This window comes from Pseudomonas sp. SMV71 (genome assembly GCF_052042015.1).
Taxonomy (GTDB): domain Bacteria; phylum Pseudomonadota; class Gammaproteobacteria; order Pseudomonadales; family Pseudomonadaceae; genus Aquipseudomonas.
This window is the reverse complement of sequence record NZ_JBKGGU010000012.1, coordinates 135,123-155,828: the sequence shown is the minus strand read 5'-3', so window position 1 is coordinate 155,828 and position 20,706 is coordinate 135,123. Positions and strand designations below refer to the sequence as shown.

Here is a 20,706-nt window from a genome sequence, read left to right as displayed (position 1 = left end):
CGCTCCCACAGGGTTATGTGGAGTGCGCTCAGTCTATGAAGGTCACCACCCCACCCGCCAACGACTTCACCCGCGCCAGGGACTCGACGCGATAACCCTGGGCATCCAGTTCCGCGCGACCACCCTGGAAGGACTTCTCGATCACGATTCCCAGTCCGGCCACGGTGGCGCCGGCCTGCTTGATGATGGAAATCAACGCCTGGGACGCTTTGCCGTTCGCCAGGAAGTCATCGATGATCAACACCCGGTCGCTGCTGGTCAGGTGGCGCGGGCTGATGGCGACGGTGCTTTCGGTCTTCTTGGTGAAGGAATACACAGTGGCCGACAGCAGGTTCTCGGTCAGGGTCAGGGACTGCTGCTTGCGGGCGAAAATCACCGGCACGCCCAGGTTCAGGCCGGTCATGATCGCCGGGGCGATGCCCGAGGCTTCGATGGTGACGATCTTGGTGATGCCCGAGTCCTTGAACAGCGCGGCGAATTCGTCGCCGATCAGCTTCATCAATTGCGGGTCGATCTGATGGTTCAGGAACGCGTCGACTTTCAGGACCTGATCGGAAAGCACGATGCCGAGTTCGCGGATTTTCTGCTGCAGGGCTTCCATGAAGCCTCCTCTGATGGCGCCACTGGCGCCTGGGGTCAGTAAAAAGTAGTCGATTCTAACGCTTGAGCATCGCTCGTATGTCCGCCAGCGCATTGTTGCCGCGTACGGCCTTCACTTCGGTCGGGGTGTCGTCGTTGCCTTCCCAGGCCAGGTCGTCCGGCGGCAGTTCGTCGAGGAAGCGGCTCGGGGCGCAGTCGATGACTTCACCGTACTGCTTGCGCTTGGCGGCGAAGGTGAAGGCCAGCGTCTGCCGGGCGCGGGTGATGCCCACGTAGGCCAGGCGCCGTTCTTCTTCGATGGTATCGGCCTCGATGCTGGAACGGTGCGGCAGGATTTCCTCTTCCATGCCCATAATGAACACGTAGGGAAACTCCAGGCCCTTGGAGGCGTGCAGCGTCATCATCTGCACGCCTTCAGCACCTTCTTCCTCTTCCTGCTGGCGTTCGAGCATGTCCCGCAGCACGAGCTTGCCGATGGCGTCCTCGACCGTCATGTCGCCGTCTTCGTCTTTTTCCAGGGTGTTTTTCAACGCCTCGATCAGAAACCAGACGTTGCTCATCCGGTAATCGGCGGCCTTGTCGCTGGAGCTGTTAGTGCGCAGCCAGTTCTCGTAGTCGATGTCCATGACCATGCTGCGCAGCGCCGAGATCGGGTCTTCGCCGGCGCACTGTTCGCGGACTTTGTCCATGAAGCGCTTGAAGCGCGCCAGGCGGTCGGTGAAGCGGCTGTCCAGGTGTTCGCCCAAGCCGATCTCATCGGTGGCGGCGTACATCGAGATCTTGCGTTCGGTGGCGTAGTTGCCGAGTTTTTCCAGGGTGGTCGAACCGATTTCCCGGCGTGGGACGTTGATCACCCGCAGGAAGGCGTTGTCGTCGTCCGGGTTCACGATCAGGCGGAAGTAGGCCATCAGGTCCTTCACTTCCTGGCGCCCGAAAAAGCTGTTGCCCCCCGACAGCCGATACGGGACCTGGTGATGCTGCAGCTTCAGCTCGATCAGCTTGGCCTGGTAGTTGCCGCGATAGAGGATCGCAAAGTCGCTGTAAGGCCGATCGGTGCGCAAGTGCAGGCTGAGGATTTCCATGGCCACGCGCTCGGCCTCGGCGTCTTCGTTGCGGCAGCGGATCACGCGGATTTCGTCGCCGTGGCCCATCTCGCTCCACAGTTGCTTTTCGAACTCGTGGGGGTTGTTGGAAATCAGCACGTTGGCGCAGCGCAGGATGCGGCTGGTGGAGCGGTAGTTCTGCTCCAGCATCACCACTTTGAGCGACGGATAGTCTTCCTTGAGCAGCATCAGGTTTTCCGGCCGCGCGCCGCGCCAGGCGTAGATCGACTGGTCGTCGTCGCCCACCACGGTGAACTGGTTGCGCTTGCCGATCAGAAGCTTCACCAGCAGATACTGGCTGGCGTTGGTGTCCTGGTATTCGTCCACCAGCAGGTAGCGGACCTTGTTCTGCCATTTTTCGAGAATGTCGGCGTGGTCCTGGAACAGCTTGACCGGCAACAGGATCAGGTCGTCGAAGTCCACCGCGTTAAACGCCTTGAGCGTGCGCTGGTAATGGGCGTAGACGATGGCGGCGGTCTGTTCCTTGGGATTGCGCGCGTTTTCCAGGGCCTCGGGTGGCAGCACCAGGTCGTTTTTCCAGGCGCCGATCATGTTCTTTATTTCGTCCACGCCGTCGTCGCCGGCGTATTCCTTCTGCATGATGTCGGTCATCAGGGCCTTGACGTCGGTCTCGTCGAAGATCGAGAAGCCCGGCTTGTAGCCCAGTCGCGCGTGTTCCTTGCGGATGATATTCAGGCCCAGGTTATGGAAGGTGCAGACCGTCAGGCCACGGCCTTCGCCGGCGCGCAGCAGGCCACCGACCCGCTCCTTCATTTCACGGGCGGCTTTGTTGGTGAAGGTCATGGCGACGATGTACTGGGCGCGGATCCCGCAATTCTGGATCAGGTGCGCGATCTTGCGGGTGATCACGCTGGTCTTGCCGGAGCCTGCACCGGCGAGCACCAAAAGAGGGCCGCCGACATAGTTCACGGCTTCTTGCTGCCGGGGATTGAGTCGGGACATGACGAGTTCAGGGAGTCGTTTGCAAAATGGGCCGGCATTTTAACAGGCTTGCGGCGTTGTGCTGCGCTATCCGACTTGTGACGTCCACAGCATTGTCATTTGCCGCTTTTGCGACTTTCACGCAGGATATGGGGCCAATTTGCGTCTAACGTACGACTTCAAGTGTGTAAAAAAGGCTTGAACCGGCGTATTTGAGAACTGTTGGCATTGGTCATTGCCCCTCGGCAAGTCATAATGCCCCGCGCCAACCACCTTGCAGAGTCTAGGGAGTCAGCTTGTCAACGCCTGTCGAACCCTTGCGTTTGCTGTTATTGGCCGAAACGCCTGAATGGGCAACGGTCCTGCGCGAGTGCCTGGCGCCCCTGGGGCCATCGTTCGTGTTGATCAGCGCTCCGACCTGGGATTCGGTCAGCAGCCTGTTCGAAGACAACCGCAACGCGATATTGCTGACCATCGCTCCGTTGCAGCCTGCGCCGGGCCGTTGCCGCCTGCCGACGGTCCTCTTGCTGGAGCACGAGCCGGCGATTGCTCCTGACGGCGTCAGCGACTGGCTGGTGCGCGATGTACTTGACAGCGCGACTCTGCGTCGCTGCCTGCGACATGTGCGCGAGCGCGGTGTGCTGGAGCATACCTTGCAGCGCCTCGCCGAGCAGGACCCGCTGACCGGTATCGCCAACCGCCAGGGCTTCCAGACGCTGCTGGCGGCGCGCCTGGCCGAGAACGATGGCCGCGGCCTGGCCCTGGGTCACCTGGACCTGGATAATTTTCGCCATGCCAACGATGCCTTGGGTCATCAGGCCGGCGACCGGCTGATCCTGCAGGTGGTGTCCCGGCTCAAGGGCTCGCTCGAAGCAGGCGATCAATTGGCGCGCCTGGGCAGTGATGAATTCGCCCTGCTGATCGACACGCGTCGCGCGCCGCAGCGCGCCGAATGGATGGCCGAGCGGATTACCGAGGCCATGGCCGAACCCTACTGGATCGACGGTGAGAGCCTGCTGATCGGTTGCAGCCTGGGTGTGGCCCATGCCCGCGCCCAGGCCGGCCCCGATCCGCTGATGTGGCACGCACACATCGCCATGCAGCAGGCCAAGAGCACCCAGGGCTGCACCTTTCATATCTTCAACGAGCGCATCAACCGCAATGCCCGTAGCCTCGCTGATCTTGAAACCGAGCTGCGCCGGGCCTTGCGCCGCGATGAATTGGAATTGCATTACCAGCCTCGGCTGAGCCTCGAAGGCAGTCATATTGTCGGCCTCGAAGCACTGGTGCGCTGGCGCCACGGCGAGCGTGGCCTGCTGCCGCCCAGCGAGTTCGTGCCACTGGCCGAGCAGAGTGGCCTGATCGTGCCGCTGGGCTACTGGGTGATATCCCGGGCCCTGCGGGACATGCAGGCCCTGCGCGAGCGCGGGTTGGCGCCGTTGCACATGGCGGTGAACCTGTCGTTTCGCCAGTTCCAGGACAGCCAGCTGCTGCCGACCCTGAGCCGGTTGATTGCCGAACGGGGTGTCGAGGCGCAATGGCTGGAGTTCGAACTCACCGAAACCGCCGTCATGCGGCGCAGTGAACTGGTCAAGCAGACCATGGATGCCCTGGGTCGGCTCGGGGTGCGTTTTTCGCTGGACGACTTCGGCACCGGTTTCTCCTCGTTCGTGCACCTCAACAGCTTGCCGATTGCCTTGCTCAAGATCGACAAGAGTTTCGTCGGCGGCATGGAGCAACGGGAAGAGAACCGCAAGCTGGTGCACGCCATGATCAACCTGGCACACAACCTCAATCTGGAAGTGGTGGCCGAAGGCGTGGAGACCCCGGAGCAGTTGGAGTTGCTCCGTGGATTCGGGTGCGACCAGGTGCAGGGCTTCCTGATCAGCAAGCCGTTGCCGTTGCCTGAATTGGTTGAGTACCTGATGGTTGATGGTGATCAGGCGACGCAGGAAGGGGTGGTCTGATACCCAACCCTGCGGACAGACCCAGTCCTCTCTGGGAGCGAGCCTGCTCGCGATGACGGCCTGCCAGTCTCATTGATGTGGCAGTCACACCGCTATCGCGAGCATGCTCGCTCCCACAGGAGAGCTCAATCGGCTTGAATGATCCCGAATCCCTGTGGCTCTCCAGACTCACGCCGGATCATCCGCTTCATCTTCCCTTCAAACGCCAGCGTCAGGCTCACGGCGGCGCAGGCCAGACCCAGGGCCAGTCCCCACCAGACGCCGGTAGGCCCCCAGCCAAGGTGAAATGCCATCCACCAGGCCGACGGCGCGCCAATCAGCCAGTAGCAGCCCAGGCCGACCAGGAACGTGGTCTTGGCATCCTTGAGTCCGCGGATGCAACCCATGGCGATGGTCTGCGTACCGTCAAACAGTTCGAACCACGCCGCCACGGCCAGCAGGCTCACTGCCAGGTTGATCACTTCCCGGAAGGCCGGGTCGTTGTGGTCCAGGAACAGACCGACCAGCTGGTTCGGCAGCAGCCAGAACACCATGGCAAACCCCAGCATCGCCGCCGCGCCAAAGCCGATCCCGACCCGCCCGGCCAGGCGTGCCATCAGCAACTGCCCGGCCCCGTAGTGCTGGCCGATGCGCATGGTGATCGCGTAGGACATGCCCGCCGGGACCATGAATGCCACCGAGACGATCTGCAGGGCAATCTGATGCGCCGCCAACGGCGTGCTGCCCATGGTGCCCATGCACAACGCGGCGAACGCGAACAGCCCGACTTCAACCGCGTACGTGCCGCCAATCGGCAGGCCCAGGCGCCAGAGCTCCTTGAGGTACTGGCGATTGGGCCGCGACAACCCTGCAAGCAACGGATAGGCCCGGTAGGCCGGGTGTCGATGGATATGCCAGGCCAGTGCCAGGGCCATGCAGTTGGCGACGATGGCCGTGACCAGACCGATGCCCATCAAGCCGAGCCTGGGCAAGCCGAACATGCCGGTGATGAGTGCGTAGTTGAGCAAGAAGTTGGCCACGGTACCGCCGAGGCTGATCACCATGACCGGCGTGGCCCGCCCGATGGCACTGGTGAAGCCGCGCAAGGCCATGAAGCTCAGGTAGCCGGGCAGGGCGAAGGGCAACGCCAGCAGGAACTGCCCGGCGGACAGCACGTTGGTTTCGGTCTGGCCGAACAGCAGCAGCACAGGCTTGAGGTTCCACAACAATAGCCCGGCTACCAGCGCCATCAGCCACGCCAGCCAGAGCCCGGCCTGGGTCAGGCGGGTCGCGCCTTCGACATCGCCGGCACCCTGACGGATCGCCACCAGTGTTCCCACTGCGGCGATTACGCCGATGCAGAAAATCGACACGAACGAATAAGAGGCCGCGCCGAGTCCACCGCCAGCGAGGGCTTCGGGGCTCAGGCGCGCCATCATGACGGTGTCCGTGAGCACCATGAGCATGTGCGCCAACTGCGAGGCGATCAGCGGCCCCGCCAGCCGCAGGATGGCCCAGAGTTCGGTACGCGCCGGATGCCGCATGATCATCACACTCCATGTTTATACGAGGCAGTAAAGCATCGATTCTCGGCGCTCCCGACGGATTGCACAAAAGGATAAAAAAGATCGCTGGCATGATTAAAACTCATGCTGTCGAAGTTCTGGTAGGGTTCGTCAGGTGCTATAGGAGCTTTCCCGATGTCTCGTCGTTTACCTCCTCTTTATGCGCTGCGGGCCTTCGAAGCGGCGGCGCGGTACAGCTCGTTCACCCGGGCGGCGGAAGAATTGTCGATTACCCAGAGTGCGGTGAGCCGGCATATTCGTACGCTTGAAGAACATTTCGCCTGCCGCTTGTTTTTTCGCAGCGGGCGCAATCTGCAACTGACCGAGGCGGCGCGCCTGTTACTGCCGGGTGTGCGCGACGGTTTCATGGCCCTGGAGCGCGCCTGTCATACTTTGCATGGCGAAGACGGCATCCTGCGCATGAAAGCCCCCTCGACCCTGACCATGCGTTGGTTGCTGGCGCGGCTGAGTCGTTTCCGCCATCTGCAACCTGGCAACGAAGTGCAACTGACCAGCGCCTGGATGGACGTCGATTCAGTGGATTTCAATACCGAACCCTTCGATTGCGCCGTGTTGCTGGGCAACGGGCATTTCCCAGCGGACTGGGAAGCCAGTTTTCTGTTTCCGGAGGAGCTGATTCCAGTAGGTGCGCCGAACCTGCTGAACGACCGGCCCTGGACCGTGGAGCGGCTGGCCAGCGCCGAGCTGCTGCACCCGACCCCGGACCGCCGGGACTGGCGCAGTTGGCTGGAGCGCATGGGCTTGTCTGACCAGGTCTCGCTCAAGGGCGGGCAGGTGTTCGATACGCTGGAGCTGGGGATGATCGCGGCAGCCCGCGGCTATGGCGTTTCGATGGGTGATTTGCTGATGGTGGCCGAGGATGTGGCCCAGGGACGCCTGAGCTTGCCGTGGCCGACGGCGGTGGCCAGCGGCGAGCATTATTACCTGGTCTGGCCGAAGACCCGGCCAGGCGGCGAGCGTCTGCGCCGGCTCAGTGACTTTCTTCAGGGCGAGGTCAAGGCCATGCAGTTGCCAACCGTGCAACGGCTTGGCTGAATCGATGCAGTGCCCGTGATAGCCACTTGGTATTATTCCTCCCAAACCGCTCAAGTATTTGGCTTGGCTGCCGAATCCGTGAACATGGAACCCTCGTTCAGAAAGGGCAAACACACACATTACCTTGAATAGAATGCCGAGCGTGCGACGTGATCAAGGATGATCCGGTGTCTCGGCCAGGAGCCGTCATGTCTCAACCTCGTGCCCGGATCGCCTCACAGCTGGGCCTCGCCCTCGCCGTGATACTGGCGGTCGTGATTTCCGGCAGTACCGTCTTCGCCTTGCGTTCGCTGGACACCGCCAACCTCGCCACCCGTGAGGAGCACTTGGCCAGCGAAGCGCGTCTGATGGCCGACCAGCTCAATACTTTTCATGGCACCTTGCGCGAGAGCACCCAGCGTTTGGCCGGCCTGTTCGAAAAACGTTTCAGTGCGGGCCTGAGTGTGCATCCGGACCAGCCGGTGACGGTGGCAGGCGTACAGACTCCTGGCCTGAACCTGGCCGGCGAAGTGCTGAACAACAACTTCAAGGAAGTTGACGAGTTCAAGCAGATGACGGCGGGTACAGCCACGATCTTCGTGCGCAGCGGTGATGATTTCATTCGGGTCAGCACCTCGGTGGCCAAGCAGGACGGTTCGCGAGCCATTGGTACCGTGCTCGACCACGCCAGCCCGGCCTATGCTCGTTTGACCAGTGGGCAAAGCTACATTGGCCGTGTCCTGCTGTTCGGCCGTTACTACATGACGCAGTACAGCCCGGTGACCGACAGCAGTGGCAAGATCATCGCCGCGCTGTATGTGGGGTTCGACTACACCGACGCCCAAAACGCGCAGTTCGAAAACCTCAAGCGCTTCCGTATCGGCAAGACCGGTTCGCTGGCGCTGCTGGATGAGCAAAACAAATGGCTGGTGCCGCCGGCTGGCGTCCAGGCGCTTGATTCGGCCGTCACGACCGTCGTTGGCCTGGTGAAAACCCCCGGCAAGGGCGCGTTCTGGAGCGACACCGCCGAGGACTTCTACAGCGTCGCGGTACCGTTCGAGGGCGGTCCATGGGCGGTAGTGGCGAGCATGCCCAAGGCCGAGATCCGCGAAGTGACCTGGAGCGTCGGTATTCAGCTGGCAATCGGCAGCCTGCTGGCGATGCTGTTGGCAGTCGGCGCGGCCATGTGGTTACTGCGCAGCAAACTCGCCCCGCTGGGCGATCTGGTGCGTCAGGCCGAAGCCCTGGGCGCCGGCGACTTGAGCGTGCGCCTGAACGTGTCGAGCCATGACGAAATCGGTCAATTGTCCCGCGCCTTCAACCAGATGAGCCAGGCACTGTCGACCATGGTCGAGCACATCCGCAAGGCCTCCCAGGAGGTCAACAGCCGTGCCCAGGCCCTGGCCGGGTTGTCCAGCGGTGCGTATGAGGGGATGGAGCAGCAGTCGGGCGAAATCACCAGCATGGCCGGCGCGGTGGAAGAGTTCAGCGCGACTTCGCTGAACATTGCCGACAACATGGGCAACACCGAGCGCCTGGCCCAGGAAAACGCCCAGCAGACCCGGATCGGCCGAACCTCGATGGACGAAGCGTCCTCGTCCCTGGAGCAGATTGCCGGCGCGTTGAACAGCACCGCCACGGTCATCAATACCCTGGGCCAGCGCTCCCAGGAAATCGGCGGCATCGTTGGCGTCATCACCTCCATCGCCGAACAAACCAACCTGCTGGCGTTGAACGCGGCCATCGAAGCCGCCCGTGCCGGTGAGCAGGGCCGTGGGTTTGCCGTCGTCGCGGATGAAGTGCGCAGCCTGGCCTCCCGTACTCGTCAGGCCACGGACGAGATTTCCGGGATGATCAACAGCATCCAGCAGGAAACCGGCAATGCCATCAGCACCATGGAGCAAGGCAACCTGCTGATGCAGGAAGGCCTGTCGCGCAACGCCAACGTCGCCTCGGCCCTGGCGCGCATCGACGAGCAGAGCCGCTCGGCCGGCCAGCAATTCGCTGCGATCACCACCGCTACCCAGGAACAAAGCAGCACCGCGACCCTACTCAGCAGCAACCTGCAAAGCATCGCCATGGCCAACAGCGAACAGCGCCAGGTAGTTTCGGACCTGGCGCTCACCGCCAAGGAACTGGAAAAACTGGCCCAGGACCTGCGCCAAGAGGTTGATCGGTTCCGCTGAGTCGTCCCGTTATGAGCAAGCTCACCCATACCCCTGTGGGAGCGAGCTTGCTCGCGATGACGGCCGCCCGGCTAACATCATCTCAATCTGACCCACCGCTATCGCGAGCAAGCTCGCTCCCACAAAAGCTACCACCCTGGTGTCGCTCCTTTTTAGGAAAATTGCTGTTTTTAGGCTTGCTGAAACGTTTCTTCAAGTCTATAAAATCCGCACAACTCCAAGAAAAGGCCATGACCATGACTGTGTTCAAACTTCTCGTGACCCTCGGCGCCCTGGGCGCTGCCTCCCATGCCATGGCCTGGGATTACGTCCTGCTCGACACCGACAAGGCCGCGCAACCATGGCAAGTCACCAGCCAGCAGTTGGGCGTGAAGACCGACAAACCGTTCTCCGTGACGATGCGCACCCTGCATGGCGGCCGGCAGGAGGGTGTCAGCATCGTCGACATCGACAATGGCACTCTCAAGCTTTCGGTGGTCCCGACCCGCGGCATGAACGTGTTGCAGGCCTCAGTCGGCAGCGTGCGCATGGGCTGGGATTCGCCGGTCAAGGAAGTGGTCAACCCGGCCTTCATCGAACTCAACGGCCGCGCAGGCCTGGGCTGGCTCGAAGGCTTCAACGAACTGGTAACGCGTTGTGGCTACGAATGGGTTGGCCACCCCGGCATGGATAACGGCGAGCTGCTGACCCTGCACGGTCGTGCGGCCAATATTCCGGCCAACAAGGTCACCCTGCATATCGATGAAAAGCCGCCCTATGCCATCACCCTGCGGGGCGAGCTGAAGGAGCAGGCGTTCAAGAAGGTCGATTTCTCGGTGCAGACCGAACTGGTCACCGAACCCGGCAGCGTGACGTTCGCCCTCAACGATACGCTGACCAACAACGGCGATTACCCGAAGGAATACCAAGCCCTCTACCACAGCAATTTCAGCACGCCGTTCCTGGAGCAGGGCGCGCGTTTCGCCGCCCCGGTCAAGCAGGTCTCGCCGTTCAACGACAAGGCCAAGGGCGATCTGGCAGATTGGCAAACCTACCGTGCCCCCACCAAGGATTACGACGAAACGGTCTACAACGTCGTGCCGTATGCCGACGCCAAGGGTGACACGCTGACCGTGTTGCACAACAAGGCCGGCAGCCTCGGCGTGTCGGTGGGCTTCAACACCAGCACGCTGCCGGTGTTTTCCCTGTGGAAAAACACCGATACCCAGGGCCAGGGTTACGTCACCGGATTGGAGCCAGGCACCAGCTTCTCCTATAACCGCCGGTATCAGCGGCCGCTGGGCCTGGTCCCTAGCATCGGCCCGAAAGAACACAAGCAGTTCAAGATCCACTACAGCCTGTTGGCGGACAAGGGTGCAGTGGACAAGGCACTTGCACGCATCGAGGCCATCCAGAACGGCCAGAAAACCGAAGTGCGCAACGCGCCGCTGGTGGACCTGACCAAGCCGTGATGCGGTTCATGGCGTAGCGGGCCGATACTGCAACGCTTCGGCCAGATGCTCGCGGCGGATGTCTGCCGCTTGTTCCAGGTCCGCCAACGTCCGGGCGACCTTGAGCAGGCGGTGGGCGGCACGCAGCGACAAGGTCAGTCGTTCGCAGGCGGTTTCCAGCCAGGTTTCGTCGGTTGTGGATAACTTGCAGTGCCGACGCAGCCCCGGCAGATCAAGGAAGGCATTGGCGCAGCCCTGGCGTCGCTGTTGACGTTCGCGGGCCTCGGCCACTTGTGCGGCAATGGTGGCGGTGTCCTCACCCGTTGCGCTCTTGGGAGTGAGCGCGGTGGCTTCCCGGGCCACGGTCAGGTGCAGGTCTATGCGGTCCAGCAAAGGGCCGGACAACTTGTTGCGGTAGCGTTGCACCATGTCCGGCGTGCACGAACAGCGACCGCTGGGTTCGCCGAGATATCCGCAGGGGCAGGGATTCATCGCCGCGACCAGTTGGAAGCGTGCCGGGAAGCGCACCCGATCACGGGCGCGGGACACCACGATGTGCCCTGACTCCAATGGTTCTCTCAAGACTTCCAGGACCTTGCGGTCGAACTCCGGCAATTCATCGAGAAACAGCACGCCATGATGGGCGAGGGTGATTTCCCCAGGTTGCGGCTTCGACCCGCCGCCCACCAGCGCCGGGCCGGAAGCCGAGTGATGGGGTTGGCGAAACGGCCGCTGCGGCCAATGGCTCAGCGGCACGCAACTGGCCACCGATTGAATCGCCGCCACTTCAAGGGCCTCGCTCTCGGCCAAGGGCGGCAAAAGCCCCGGCAGACGGCTCGCCAGCAAGGTCTTACCGGTGCCCGGCGGTCCGCTGAACAACAGGTTATGTGCGCCCGCGGCGGCAATCAGCAGGGCGCGCTTGGCCCCGGCCTGGCCTTGCACCTCATTCAAGTCCGGGTAGGGTTTGCTGGCTGAAAGCAGCCCGTTGGAAACAAATGGCTCGACCGGCGTATGGCCGTTGAAATGCGCCACGGCTTCGAGCAGATGATCCACGGCGATCACCTTCAGGCCCGACGCGAGGCAGGCCTCTTCGGCATTCGCCCGTGGCACAACCAGCATGCGTCCGGCCTTGCGTGCCGCCAACGCCGCTGGCAGTACCCCGCGCACCGGGCGCACCGCGCCGGACAAGGCCAGTTCGCCGAGGCACTCGACGTCGTCCAGCGTCAGGGTCGGCACCTGCACGCTGGCCGACAGGATGCCCAGGGCAATCGCCAGGTCGAATCGCCCGCCGTCCTTGGGCAGATCCGCCGGTGCCAGGTTCAGGGTGATGCGCCGTGCCGGGAAGCTCAGGCCCGAATTGATGATCGCGCTGCGCACCCGGTCCTTGCTTTCCTTCACTGCGGCCTCCGGCAGGCCGACCATCGTCAGCGATGGCAAACCGTTGGCCAGGTGGACTTCGACGGAAACGGCGGGGGCCTCCACCCCCACCTGGGCGCGGCTGTGGACAATGGCGAGCGACATGAATCGTTCCTTGAGTGGATAGGGCACCGCGTCCTGCGGTTTTTGAAGATTAGTCGTGAGGCGGAATCTGGGCGTGGTAATTGAGGGGAGAAAATTTGGCAGGATGTTTCGACAGCCAGCGACGCCCGAGAGTGCCAAGCGCAATACAGGTTCAGCGGATGCCTGCCTTCACCCGTCCAAGCGAAATGCCAGGGACCGGCCTAGACTCCGATTTGCCCGGTCGGCACTCGGGCGGTATCGACGGCACAGGGAGGAAGTGGCCATGAACGATCTGCTGGCTCTGTTAACCGACAAGCGCTTCATGCCCCACGGACATTGCTATATGTGGCGGCCGGATTTGCTGTGGACCAATGTCATCGCCGATGGCTTGATCACCCTGTCCTACGTCACCATTCCCTTAACGCTTCTGTACTTCATCCACAAACGCAAGGATGTCCCGTTCGACTGGATGCTGGCGGCCTTCGGCGTCTTTATCCTGGCCTGTGGGACCAGCCATGTCATGGAGATCCTGACCATCTGGCAACCTTACTACTGGCTGTCGGCGCTGGTTAAGGTGATCACTGCGATTGCCTCGGTGATTACCGCCGTCCTGCTGGTCCGGCTGGTGCCTGCGGCACTGAAGATTCCCAGCCCCCAGCAACTGGCCAGGGTCAACGATGAGTTGCGCGAGGCGCAGGCTGAATTGGTGACCACGGCGCGTCGGGCCGGCATGGCGGAAATCGCCACCAATGTGCTGCATAACGTGGGCAATGTGCTTAACAGTGTCAATGTGTCAGCCCAGCTCCTGTACGACAAAGTGCACGCGTCCAAAGGGCAGGGAGTCGCGAAGGTCGTGCAGTTGATGAAAGAACATTCCCACGACTTGGGTGAGTTTTTCAGCAGCGACCCGAAGGGCCGCGCCCTGCCGGAATATCTGGGCAAGCTCGCCGAGTCGCTGGCGATCGAACAGCAGAGCATGATCAATGAGTTGGCGCAGCTCACCAAAAGCATTGACCATGTCAAAGAAATCGTCGCCACACAGCAGGCGTATGCCGGCAACTCAAGTGTGTTGGAGCCGGGTTCGTTGCGAGAGTTGATCGAGGACGTGGTGCGTATCTGCCATGTTTCCCTGGCGCGCCATCATGTGACGGTGGTCAAGGAGCTCGACGACGTCCCGCCGATGCCCTTGGATAAACACAAGGTGCTGCAAATTCTGATCAACCTGGTCAATAACGCCAAGCAGGCCCTCGATCCGGTCGAGGACCGGCCTTCCCGGATCGTTCTGCGCCTGAAGGCCGTGGAAAACAAGCGAGTGAGAGTCGAGGTCGAGGACAATGGCGAGGGTATATCCATGGGCAATCTCACCCGCGTGTTCGAGCACGGTTTCACGACACGGGTCGACGGCCATGGTTTCGGCTTGCACAGTTGTATCCTGGCGGCCCATGAAATGGGTGGTGAATTGATGGTGCAAAGCGACGGGCCGGGTCTCGGGGCGCTGTTTGCGCTAGAGCTGCCAATGGTGCCCACCCAGGATTGACCTCATGGAGAAATCCATAAGGTCAGTCATGGGGACCCGAAGTCGTTATTGCTCTGCTGGCGCCAATCGCGCTTCCAGCTCCGCCACCTTCGCCTCCAGGCTTTCCAGCCGTGCCCGGGTCCGAGCCAGCACCACCATCTGGCTGTCGAATTCTTCCCGGCTCACCAGGTCCAGCTTGCTGAAACCACTTTGCAGCAGGGCCTTGAACTGGCTTTCGATTTCGCTCTTGGGCAGCGCGGTGTCACCGCTCAGGAGGCGGGCGGCATGGCCGCTCAGGGCGTCGAGGAGATCTTTGGGCGCAAGCATGTCAGGTGTCCTGGAAACAATGGTGGGCAGTGTATCACGCAGTGTCTGTCACCATTCGCAAGCATGGCTGCACGCTTTTCGCGCACGGGGCCGGGCGCCGTCGCACTGTTGTTGTGCGTATCGCTGCGGTTCGCGGGGCCGTTGAACCGGGTTCAGTGGGTAAGCCCCTGAAATCAGTGGAGTTGGGCACAGATGGCAAGGTTTCTGCTTAGAGGCTGGTGACCCTTGCACTGATGCAGTCGTTGTGACGAATGCAGTGCAGCAGACGAAGCGGGGAGCTTCGTCAGGAACGGTTGACTGGCGCCTGTCGGGCAACTTGGGCCGACGACGCGTTACAAAGCCAGGCACTGCGCTTAGACTTGAGTCGGGTTTGTTTTCCTGGGGCAAGTCCACCAATTCGGGAGAAAGTTTCATGAAGCTAGTCACTGCCATCATCAAGCCGTTCAAGTTGGACGACGTGCGCGAGTCGTTGTCCGAGATCGGCGTGCAGGGCATTACCGTTACTGAGGTCAAAGGCTTCGGTCGGCAAAAAGGCCACACCGAGCTGTATCGCGGCGCGGAATACGTGGTCGATTTCCTGCCCAAGGTGAAGATCGATGTGGCCATCGACGACAAGGATCTGGACCGGGTGATCGAAGCGATTACCAAGGCCGCCAACACCGGCAAGATCGGTGACGGGAAAATCTTCGTGGTCAATCTGGAACAGGCTATTCGCATCCGTACCGGCGAAACCGATACCGACGCCATCTAAGCCGCCCAACCCAACGCCCCAGGAGAAAACAATATGACTCTGCGTAAATTCGCAGGGCTAGGAGCCCTGTTGTCCTTCGTAATGCCTGGCCTGGCCATGGCAGAAGAAGCGGCAGCCCCTGTCCTCAATTCTGGCGACACCGCCTGGATGCTGACTGCCACCATTCTCGTCCTGTTCATGACCATTCCAGGCCTGGCGCTGTTCTATGGCGGCATGGTGCGTTCGAAAAACCTGCTTTCCGTGATGATGCAATGCTTTGCCATTACCGGTCTGATCAGCATTCTGTGGGTCATCTATGGCTACAGCATTGCGTTCGACACCACCGGCATGGAGCAGGGCGTCGTCAATTTCAACTCCTTCATCGGCGGCCTGGGCAAGGCGTTCCTGGCGGGCGTCACGCCGGCCAGCATTACCGGGCCGACTGCACTGTTCCCTGAAGCGGTGTTCATCACGTTCCAGATGACTTTCGCGATCATCACCCCGGCGCTGATCGTCGGTGCGTTTGCCGAGCGGATGAAGTTCTCCGCCATGCTGGTGTTCATGGGCGTGTGGTTCACCCTGGTCTATGCGCCGATCGCGCACATGGTCTGGTCCGGTAACGGCGGCCTGTTGTGGGACTGGGGCGTACTGGATTTCGCCGGCGGCACCGTGGTGCACATCAACGCCGGTATCGCGGGCCTGGTGGCGTGCCTGGTGCTGGGCAAGCGCAAAGGCTTCCCGACCACGCCGATGGCCCCGCATAACCTGGGTTACACCCTGATGGGCGCGGCCATGCTGTGGGTCGGCTGGTTCGGCTTCAACGCCGGCTCTGCCGTGGCTGCAAACGGCACCGCCGGCATGGCGATGCTGGTGACCCAGATCGCCACCGCTGCGGCGGCGCTGGGCTGGATGTTTGCCGAGTGGATCACTCACGGCAAGCCAAGCGCACTGGGCATTGCCTCGGGCGTGGTGGCCGGCCTGGTGGCGATCACCCCGGCCGCTGGCACCGTGGGCCCGATGGGTGCCCTGGTCATCGGCCTGGCGGCAGGCGTGGTGTGCTTCTTCTGCGCCACCACCCTCAAGCGCAAGCTCGGTTATGACGACTCCCTGGATGCCTTCGGCGTGCATGGTATCGGCGGTATCCTCGGCGCGATCCTGACCGGTGTCTTCGCTGCACCGGCCCTGGGTGGCTTCGGTACCGTGACCGACATCGGCGCCCAAGTGTGGATTCAGTTCAAGGGTGTCGGCTTCACGGTGATCTACACCGCGATCGTCACCTTCATCATCCTCAAGGTGCTGGACGCCGTCATGGGTCTGCGTGTCACCGAGGAAGAAGAAGCGGTGGGCCTGGACCTGGCCCAGCACAACGAACGCGGCTACAACCTGTAAGTACGCGCACTGAAAAAATGCCCGGCCTTGCCGGGCATTTTTTTGCCTGGCATTTGTCATTGCTCACATGAGGTGCCGGTTTTTCCGACGTCCTTTGTCATGTAAGCGACATGGTTTTCTACCGCCAAAGGCTTACATCGAAGGAGGAATATTAGGCTCTTTGTTTTTTTCCTGAGCGCGCTAGAATGCGCGCCGAACGTGCGGAGATCTGTATGTGGCAACAGAAGCTGATCACCCTGCGGGCCAAGCCCCGAGGCTTTCACCTGGTGACGGACGAGTTGGTTGCCGGCCTGCCTGAACTCAAGGCATGTCGTGTCGGTCTGTTGCATCTGTGGCTGCAGCATACCTCGGCCTCGTTGACCATCAACGAGAACGCCGATCCGGCGGTTCGTCGAGACTTCGAACGATTTTTCAATCGGCTGATCCCACAAGGAACCGCCGATTACGAGCACAACGACGAAGGCCTGGACGACCTCCCGGCGCACTTCAAGGCCAGCGTGCTCGGCTGCCAGCTCAGCCTTCCGGTCACGGCGGGACGGCTGGCATTGGGAACCTGGCAAGGTGTCTATCTGGGCGAGCACCGTGATCATGGCGGTGCTCGTAAAGTCCTCGCCACCTTGTACGGTGAAGAGGCATAACTGCCGGTTGCCGGCGGATGTTGAATTTTTTCTGGCAGCCTTCGAACTGTTGGCGAAGCTGGTCTATAACTAATCTGCTTTTCGCAAGTCATGAGGTAGAACATGAGCGACGATGATCTGGAAAACGACGACCTCGAAGTAGGCGACGAAGACGAGGCCGAGGACGGTCTTGAAGCAGCGGCCGAAGACGTTGCCGATGACGATGGGGCCGACGTTCCAGCCCCGACCGCCAAAGGCAAGGCCAAGGCGGCGGTGTCGGTCGACGAGTTGCCAAGCGTAGAGGCCAAGAACAAGGAGCGTGATGCGCTCGCCAAGGCCATGGAGGAATTCCTGGCCAGGGGCGGAAAGGTACAGGAAGTGGAGGCCAACGTGGTCGCCGATCCGCCCAAGAAGCCCGACAACAAGTACGGCAGCCGCCCTATCTGAGTTTCTGCTTCTTGCTTGCTGAAAAAGCCCGCCGTCGCTGCGGGCTTTTTCATGGGCCGGATAAAGTTTCAGGTTGGTTGTGTCTCATGTGGGAGCGAGCCTGCTCGCGATGGTGGCGGTACATCCGACATCGATGCAAGCTGACCCACCGCTATCGCGAGCAGGCTCGCTCCCACAGGGGGATTGAGGTGATTGCAGGCTCAGGGCTGGCTATGCCAGCCCGCCAGCAACTCCGGCAGTTCGGTCAGGCTGCGGATCTCGGCATCCGGTTTGTGTTCGGCCTCCCAGGTCTTGCCCGTCGGATTGAACCACACGGCGCGCAGGCCGGCCTGTTGGGCGCCGGCGATGTCGTCGCCCGGATGGTCACCGATGTGCACAGCGGTTTGCGCGGTGGCGCCGCCGCGTTGCAGGGCTTCGTGGAACAGCCGGGCGTCTGGCTTGGCGATGCCGATGTCTTCGGCGCACAAGGCGAACTTGAAGTAGTCCGCCAGGCCCAGGCGACGCACGTCGGCGTTGCCGTTGGTGACCACGCCGAGGGCGAAGTGGTTGGCCAGGACTTCCAGGGTCGGCTGCACCTCGGGAAAGATATCCAGTTGATGACGGGCGTGCAGGAACGTTTCGAACGCCTGGTCCGCCAGTTCCGACGCTTGCCACTGGTCATAGCCGGCGTCTTGCAAGGCCCGGAACAGTACTCGTCGGCGCAGCGCGCTGATGCGATGCTTCAGGCCGGGCTCTTCACGTAGCACTTGCTCGCGAATCGCCCACAGGTGCTCCACCGGCACGCCGCCCAGATTCGGTGCGTTGTCGGTCAGCCATTGGCGTAATACGGCTTCGGCGCTGGCGATCACCGGGGCGGTATCCCACAGCGTATCGTCCAGGTCGAAAGTGATGAGCTCGATGGTCATGATTCGTCGCCCTTGATGCGTTTGGCCCTGGGGTGGGCACTGTCATAGACCGTCGCCAGGTGCTGGAAGTCCAGATGGGTGTAGATCTGGGTCGTCTTGATGTCCGAGTGACCGAGCAATTCCTGGACGGCACGCAGGTCCTGGGAGGATTCCAGCAGATGGCTGGCGAAGGAGTGCCTGAGCATGTGCGGATGCAGGTTCTGCCCCAGCTCGCGTTCGCCGGCCGCCTTGACCCGCAATTGGATCGCCCGCGGGCCGAGGCGTCGACCCCGTTGGCTGACGAACACCGCGTCGTCGGCGGGGTTGGCCAACGCGCGCAATGGCAACCAGGCCTCCAGCGCTTCCCGGGCCTTGCGCCCGACGGGCAACAGGCGGGTCTTGCTGCCCTTGCCGAGCACCTGGACCATGCCATCGGCCAGGTCCAGCTGATCAAGGTTCAGCCCGGTCAGCTCGGAAAGGCGCAGGCCGGAGGAATAGAACAGCTCGAGGATCGCCTGGTCTCGCCGGGCCAGGAAATCATCCTCGACGGCGCCTTCGAGCAGTTGCAGGGCGCGGTCGGTGTCGAGGGTTTTCGGCAACCGGCGTTCGCCCTTGGGCGGCGCCAGGCCGGTGGCCGGGTCGTGATCGCACAGGCCTTCGCGGTTCAGGTATTGATACAGGCCGCGTACCGCCGACAACAGGCGTGCCAGGCTGCGGGAGGATTGGCCCTGTTGGTGCAGACGCGCGATCAGGCTGCGCAAGCGCTGGATGTCCAGCGTCTGCCAACTGCCGATGTTCTGCTTCTGGCACCAGCCCAGGACTTTCTCCAGGTCACGACGGTAGGCTGATAGCGTGTGGGGCGACACCTGGCGCTCACTGCGCAAATGTTCGCAGTAGGCGTCCAGTTGCCGCTCCATCATCAGCGTACCGAGCGCAGTGAGCCGGCAACCCGAGGCAGCACGCGACCGGTGACTTCGGCGATGTAGCTCAAAAACAGCGTACCCACCGAACTCTTGTAGTGCTGCGGGTCGCGGCTGGCGATGGCCAACACACCGTGCACGCCCTGATGGGCAATGGCGACCACGGCCGTGGAACCGATCTGCTTGCGTTGCTCTTCGCCGAACAGGAAATCCAGTTCATGTTCGCGCAGGCTGCCGCTGACGCTTTTGTTTTCCGTAAGCAGGCCGCCAATGGCCGTCTGCGCGTCGGCGTGGGTCACCCAGCGGCCCACCGGCATGGCGTTGTCGCCAAACAGGATCAGGCTGACAAACGGCACCTGGAAATCCTGGCGCAGGCTGTCTTCGACACTCATCACCACATCTTCGAGGGTGCTGGCGTCCATCAGCGCCAGGATCAACCGACGGGTCTTGTCGAAGAGCCGGTCGTTGTCCCGGGCCACGTCCATCAGGTGCGACAGGCGATGGCGCATTTCGATGTTGCGCTCGCGCAGGATCTTCATCTGGTGCTCCACCAGCGACACGGTGTCACCGCGCCGATGGGGGATGCGCATCGTTGCCAGCAACTCTTCATGCTCGACGAAGAAGTCCGGATGAGCGTCCAGATAAGCGGCCACGGCCGCAGCGTCCGGGAGTGCAGCCGGGGATTCGTCGGGCTGCGGGGTGGGAACCTGTGGCTTGTCGGTCATGGGTTTGGCTCACTCAAAGACGAACTTGTCCTTCGTATACGCGCACTGCCGGGCCGGTCATCATCACCGGTTGGCCAGGGCCGGCCCATTCGATGGACAGGCGCCCGCCGGGCAGGTCGATCAACAGGGGCGAATCCATCCAGCCCTGGCTGATTGCAGCGACCGCGGCGGCGCAGGCTCCAGTGCCGCAGGCCTGGGTTTCGCCGACGCCGCGCTCCCAGACGCGCAATTGCGCACGGTGGCGGTCGATCACTTGCAGGAAGCCGACGTTCACCCGTGCCGGGAAGCGCGGATGATGCTCGATCTTCGGGCCCAGTTCGTGGACCGGGGCGCCGTTGATGTCGTCCACCCGCAGTACCGCATGAGGGTTGCCCATGGATAGCGCGGCCACATCCACCGTCGTGCCGTCGACTTCCAGCGGATAGCTCAGGGCCTGGGCCGGGGCCTGGAACGGAATGTCCGCCGGCACCAGGCGCGGAGCGCCCATGTTGACGCTGATCTGGCCGTCATTGCGCACATCCAGTTCGATGATGCCGCTCTTGGTCTCGACGCGAATCCGCCGCTTGGCGGTCAGGCGTTTGTCCAGCACGAAGCGGGCGAAGCAGCGCGCACCGTTGCCGCATTGCTCCACTTCCGAACCGTCGGCGTTGAAGATCCGGTAGCGGAAGTCGACGTCCGGGTTGTTGGGCGCCTCGACGATCAGCAACTGGTCGAAACCGATACCGGTGTGCCGGTCACCCCATTGCTTGGCGTGCTTGGGCAGGATGTGCGCGTGCTGGCTGACCAGGTCGAGGACCATGAAGTCATTGCCCAGGCCGTGCATCTTGGTAAAACGCAGCAGCAT

At 62.1% G+C, this 20,706-nt stretch carries 18 protein-coding genes and 1 pseudogene; 10 read left to right on the top strand and 9 right to left on the bottom strand.

The window, feature by feature from the left end:
- Positions 1-28: 28 nt before the first annotated feature.
- The gene (locus ACLEJQ_RS14685; RefSeq protein ID WP_440796103.1) at positions 29-601 is read right to left on the bottom strand and encodes a xanthine phosphoribosyltransferase; all 573 of its coding nucleotides are present in this window, start codon (positions 599-601) and stop codon (positions 29-31) included.
- A gap of 55 nt (positions 602-656) precedes the next feature.
- A complete protein-coding gene (gene rep / locus ACLEJQ_RS14680; protein WP_440796101.1) occupies positions 657-2,666 on the bottom strand; it encodes a DNA helicase Rep in 2,010 nt (669 codons plus the stop codon).
- Positions 2,667-2,941: 275 nt separating this feature from the next.
- Here rep and ACLEJQ_RS14675 point away from each other — a divergent pair, with 275 nt between their 5' ends.
- On the top strand, positions 2,942-4,612 hold the full coding sequence (locus tag ACLEJQ_RS14675; protein WP_440796099.1) for a putative bifunctional diguanylate cyclase/phosphodiesterase: 1,671 nt from the start codon (positions 2,942-2,944) through the stop codon (positions 4,610-4,612).
- A 125-nt stretch (positions 4,613-4,737) separates the two neighbouring features.
- Here the strand turns inward: ACLEJQ_RS14675 and ACLEJQ_RS14670 are convergent, their stop codons facing one another.
- Complete coding sequence (locus ACLEJQ_RS14670) at positions 4,738-6,135, bottom strand: NorM family multidrug efflux MATE transporter (RefSeq protein WP_440796191.1); 1,398 nt, start codon at positions 6,133-6,135, stop codon at positions 4,738-4,740.
- Positions 6,136-6,291: 156 nt separating this feature from the next.
- Between ACLEJQ_RS14670 and ACLEJQ_RS14665 the strand changes: the two genes are divergently transcribed.
- The 4 genes and pseudogenes from ACLEJQ_RS14665 (at position 6,292) to ACLEJQ_RS14650 (ending at position 10,828) form a co-directional block, all read left to right on the top strand.
- The gene (locus tag ACLEJQ_RS14665; protein ID WP_440796097.1) at positions 6,292-7,212 is read left to right on the top strand and encodes a LysR substrate-binding domain-containing protein; all 921 of its coding nucleotides are present in this window, start codon (positions 6,292-6,294) and stop codon (positions 7,210-7,212) included.
- Between the two features lie 188 nt (positions 7,213-7,400).
- Positions 7,401-8,474, top strand: a pseudogene (locus ACLEJQ_RS14660) (Cache 3/Cache 2 fusion domain-containing protein); the annotation flags it as partial.
- 42 nt (positions 8,475-8,516) lie between these two features.
- Positions 8,517-9,377 (top strand): methyl-accepting chemotaxis protein, encoded by an 861-nt coding sequence (locus ACLEJQ_RS14655; protein WP_440796189.1) that lies wholly within the window; start codon positions 8,517-8,519, stop codon positions 9,375-9,377.
- A 236-nt stretch (positions 9,378-9,613) separates the two neighbouring features.
- On the top strand, positions 9,614-10,828 hold the full coding sequence (locus ACLEJQ_RS14650; protein ID WP_440796187.1) for an aldose 1-epimerase family protein: 1,215 nt from the start codon (positions 9,614-9,616) through the stop codon (positions 10,826-10,828).
- A 6-nt stretch (positions 10,829-10,834) separates the two neighbouring features.
- On the opposite strand, the gene ACLEJQ_RS14645 is transcribed toward ACLEJQ_RS14650, so the two are convergent.
- Positions 10,835-12,328, bottom strand: a complete 1,494-nt coding sequence (locus ACLEJQ_RS14645; RefSeq protein WP_440796095.1) for a YifB family Mg chelatase-like AAA ATPase — start codon at positions 12,326-12,328, stop codon at positions 10,835-10,837.
- Between the two features lie 262 nt (positions 12,329-12,590).
- Between ACLEJQ_RS14645 and ACLEJQ_RS14640 the strand changes: the two genes are divergently transcribed.
- Positions 12,591-13,844, top strand: coding sequence for a sensor histidine kinase (locus ACLEJQ_RS14640; RefSeq protein WP_440796093.1), 1,254 nt, complete (start codon positions 12,591-12,593; stop codon positions 13,842-13,844).
- A gap of 45 nt (positions 13,845-13,889) precedes the next feature.
- On the opposite strand, the gene ACLEJQ_RS14635 is transcribed toward ACLEJQ_RS14640, so the two are convergent.
- On the bottom strand, positions 13,890-14,150 hold the full coding sequence (locus tag ACLEJQ_RS14635; protein WP_440796091.1) for an accessory factor UbiK family protein: 261 nt from the start codon (positions 14,148-14,150) through the stop codon (positions 13,890-13,892).
- Between the two features lie 412 nt (positions 14,151-14,562).
- Between ACLEJQ_RS14635 and glnK the strand changes: the two genes are divergently transcribed.
- The 4 genes from glnK (at position 14,563) to sutA (ending at position 17,333) form a co-directional block, all read left to right on the top strand.
- Positions 14,563-14,901, top strand: a complete 339-nt coding sequence (gene glnK, locus ACLEJQ_RS14630) for a P-II family nitrogen regulator (RefSeq protein ID WP_002555808.1) — start codon at positions 14,563-14,565, stop codon at positions 14,899-14,901.
- 33 nt (positions 14,902-14,934) lie between these two features.
- Positions 14,935-16,269, top strand: a complete 1,335-nt coding sequence (locus tag ACLEJQ_RS14625; protein ID WP_440796089.1) for an ammonium transporter — start codon at positions 14,935-14,937, stop codon at positions 16,267-16,269.
- A gap of 212 nt (positions 16,270-16,481) precedes the next feature.
- Positions 16,482-16,907 carry a secondary thiamine-phosphate synthase enzyme YjbQ gene (locus tag ACLEJQ_RS14620; protein WP_440796087.1) on the top strand — a complete coding sequence of 142 codons (426 nt, stop codon included), beginning with the start codon at positions 16,482-16,484 and terminating at the stop codon, positions 16,905-16,907.
- A gap of 102 nt (positions 16,908-17,009) precedes the next feature.
- Positions 17,010-17,333 carry a transcriptional regulator SutA gene (gene sutA, locus ACLEJQ_RS14615; RefSeq protein ID WP_440796085.1) on the top strand — a complete coding sequence of 108 codons (324 nt, stop codon included), beginning with the start codon at positions 17,010-17,012 and terminating at the stop codon, positions 17,331-17,333.
- Positions 17,334-17,533: 200 nt separating this feature from the next.
- On the opposite strand, the gene ACLEJQ_RS14610 is transcribed toward sutA, so the two are convergent.
- From ACLEJQ_RS14610 to dapF, 4 genes are read right to left on the bottom strand one after another with little or no spacing between them, the layout of a single operon-like run.
- Positions 17,534-18,238, bottom strand: a complete 705-nt coding sequence (locus ACLEJQ_RS14610; protein WP_440796083.1) for an HAD family hydrolase — start codon at positions 18,236-18,238, stop codon at positions 17,534-17,536.
- Entirely contained in the window at positions 18,235-19,134 is a 900-nt protein-coding gene (gene xerC / locus ACLEJQ_RS14605; protein ID WP_440796185.1) for a tyrosine recombinase XerC, read from the bottom strand. The genes ACLEJQ_RS14610 and xerC overlap by 4 nt, the downstream gene beginning before the upstream one ends.
- A gap of 2 nt (positions 19,135-19,136) precedes the next feature.
- Entirely contained in the window at positions 19,137-19,862 is a 726-nt protein-coding gene (locus ACLEJQ_RS14600) for a DUF484 family protein (protein ID WP_440796081.1), read from the bottom strand.
- A 13-nt stretch (positions 19,863-19,875) separates the two neighbouring features.
- Positions 19,876-20,706, bottom strand: coding sequence for a diaminopimelate epimerase (dapF, locus tag ACLEJQ_RS14595; protein WP_440796079.1), 831 nt, complete (start codon positions 20,704-20,706; stop codon positions 19,876-19,878).

Excerpts from the sequence above, each read along its gene's own strand:
- ACLEJQ_RS14685 (WP_440796103.1), bottom strand. The coding sequence starts at position 601 with ATGGAAGCCCTGCAGCAGAAAATCCGCGAACTCGGCATCGTGCTTTCC.
- ACLEJQ_RS14625 (WP_440796089.1), top strand. The coding sequence starts at position 14,935 with ATGACTCTGCGTAAATTCGCAGGGCTAGGAGCCCTGTTGTCCTTCGTA.
- ACLEJQ_RS14635 (WP_440796091.1), bottom strand. The coding sequence starts at position 14,150 with ATGCTTGCGCCCAAAGATCTCCTCGACGCCCTGAGCGGCCATGCCGCC.
- ACLEJQ_RS14610 (WP_440796083.1), bottom strand. The coding sequence starts at position 18,238 with ATGACCATCGAGCTCATCACTTTCGACCTGGACGATACGCTGTGGGAT.
- ACLEJQ_RS14670 (WP_440796191.1), bottom strand. The coding sequence starts at position 6,135 with ATGCGGCATCCGGCGCGTACCGAACTCTGGGCCATCCTGCGGCTGGCG.
- ACLEJQ_RS14650 (WP_440796187.1), top strand. The coding sequence starts at position 9,614 with ATGACTGTGTTCAAACTTCTCGTGACCCTCGGCGCCCTGGGCGCTGCC.
- xerC (WP_440796185.1), bottom strand. The coding sequence starts at position 19,134 with ATGGAGCGGCAACTGGACGCCTACTGCGAACATTTGCGCAGTGAGCGC.
- ACLEJQ_RS14645 (WP_440796095.1), bottom strand. The coding sequence starts at position 12,328 with ATGTCGCTCGCCATTGTCCACAGCCGCGCCCAGGTGGGGGTGGAGGCC.
- rep (WP_440796101.1), bottom strand. The coding sequence starts at position 2,666 with ATGTCCCGACTCAATCCCCGGCAGCAAGAAGCCGTGAACTATGTCGGC.
- ACLEJQ_RS14640 (WP_440796093.1), top strand. The coding sequence starts at position 12,591 with ATGAACGATCTGCTGGCTCTGTTAACCGACAAGCGCTTCATGCCCCAC.
- ACLEJQ_RS14620 (WP_440796087.1), top strand. The coding sequence starts at position 16,482 with ATGTGGCAACAGAAGCTGATCACCCTGCGGGCCAAGCCCCGAGGCTTT.
- ACLEJQ_RS14600 (WP_440796081.1), bottom strand. The coding sequence starts at position 19,862 with ATGACCGACAAGCCACAGGTTCCCACCCCGCAGCCCGACGAATCCCCG.
- dapF (WP_440796079.1), bottom strand. The coding sequence starts at position 20,706 with ATGCTGCTGCGTTTTACCAAGATGCACGGCCTGGGCAATGACTTCATG.
- ACLEJQ_RS14655 (WP_440796189.1), top strand. The coding sequence starts at position 8,517 with ATGAGCCAGGCACTGTCGACCATGGTCGAGCACATCCGCAAGGCCTCC.
- ACLEJQ_RS14665 (WP_440796097.1), top strand. The coding sequence starts at position 6,292 with ATGTCTCGTCGTTTACCTCCTCTTTATGCGCTGCGGGCCTTCGAAGCG.
- glnK (WP_002555808.1), top strand. The coding sequence starts at position 14,563 with ATGAAGCTAGTCACTGCCATCATCAAGCCGTTCAAGTTGGACGACGTG.
- sutA (WP_440796085.1), top strand. The coding sequence starts at position 17,010 with ATGAGCGACGATGATCTGGAAAACGACGACCTCGAAGTAGGCGACGAA.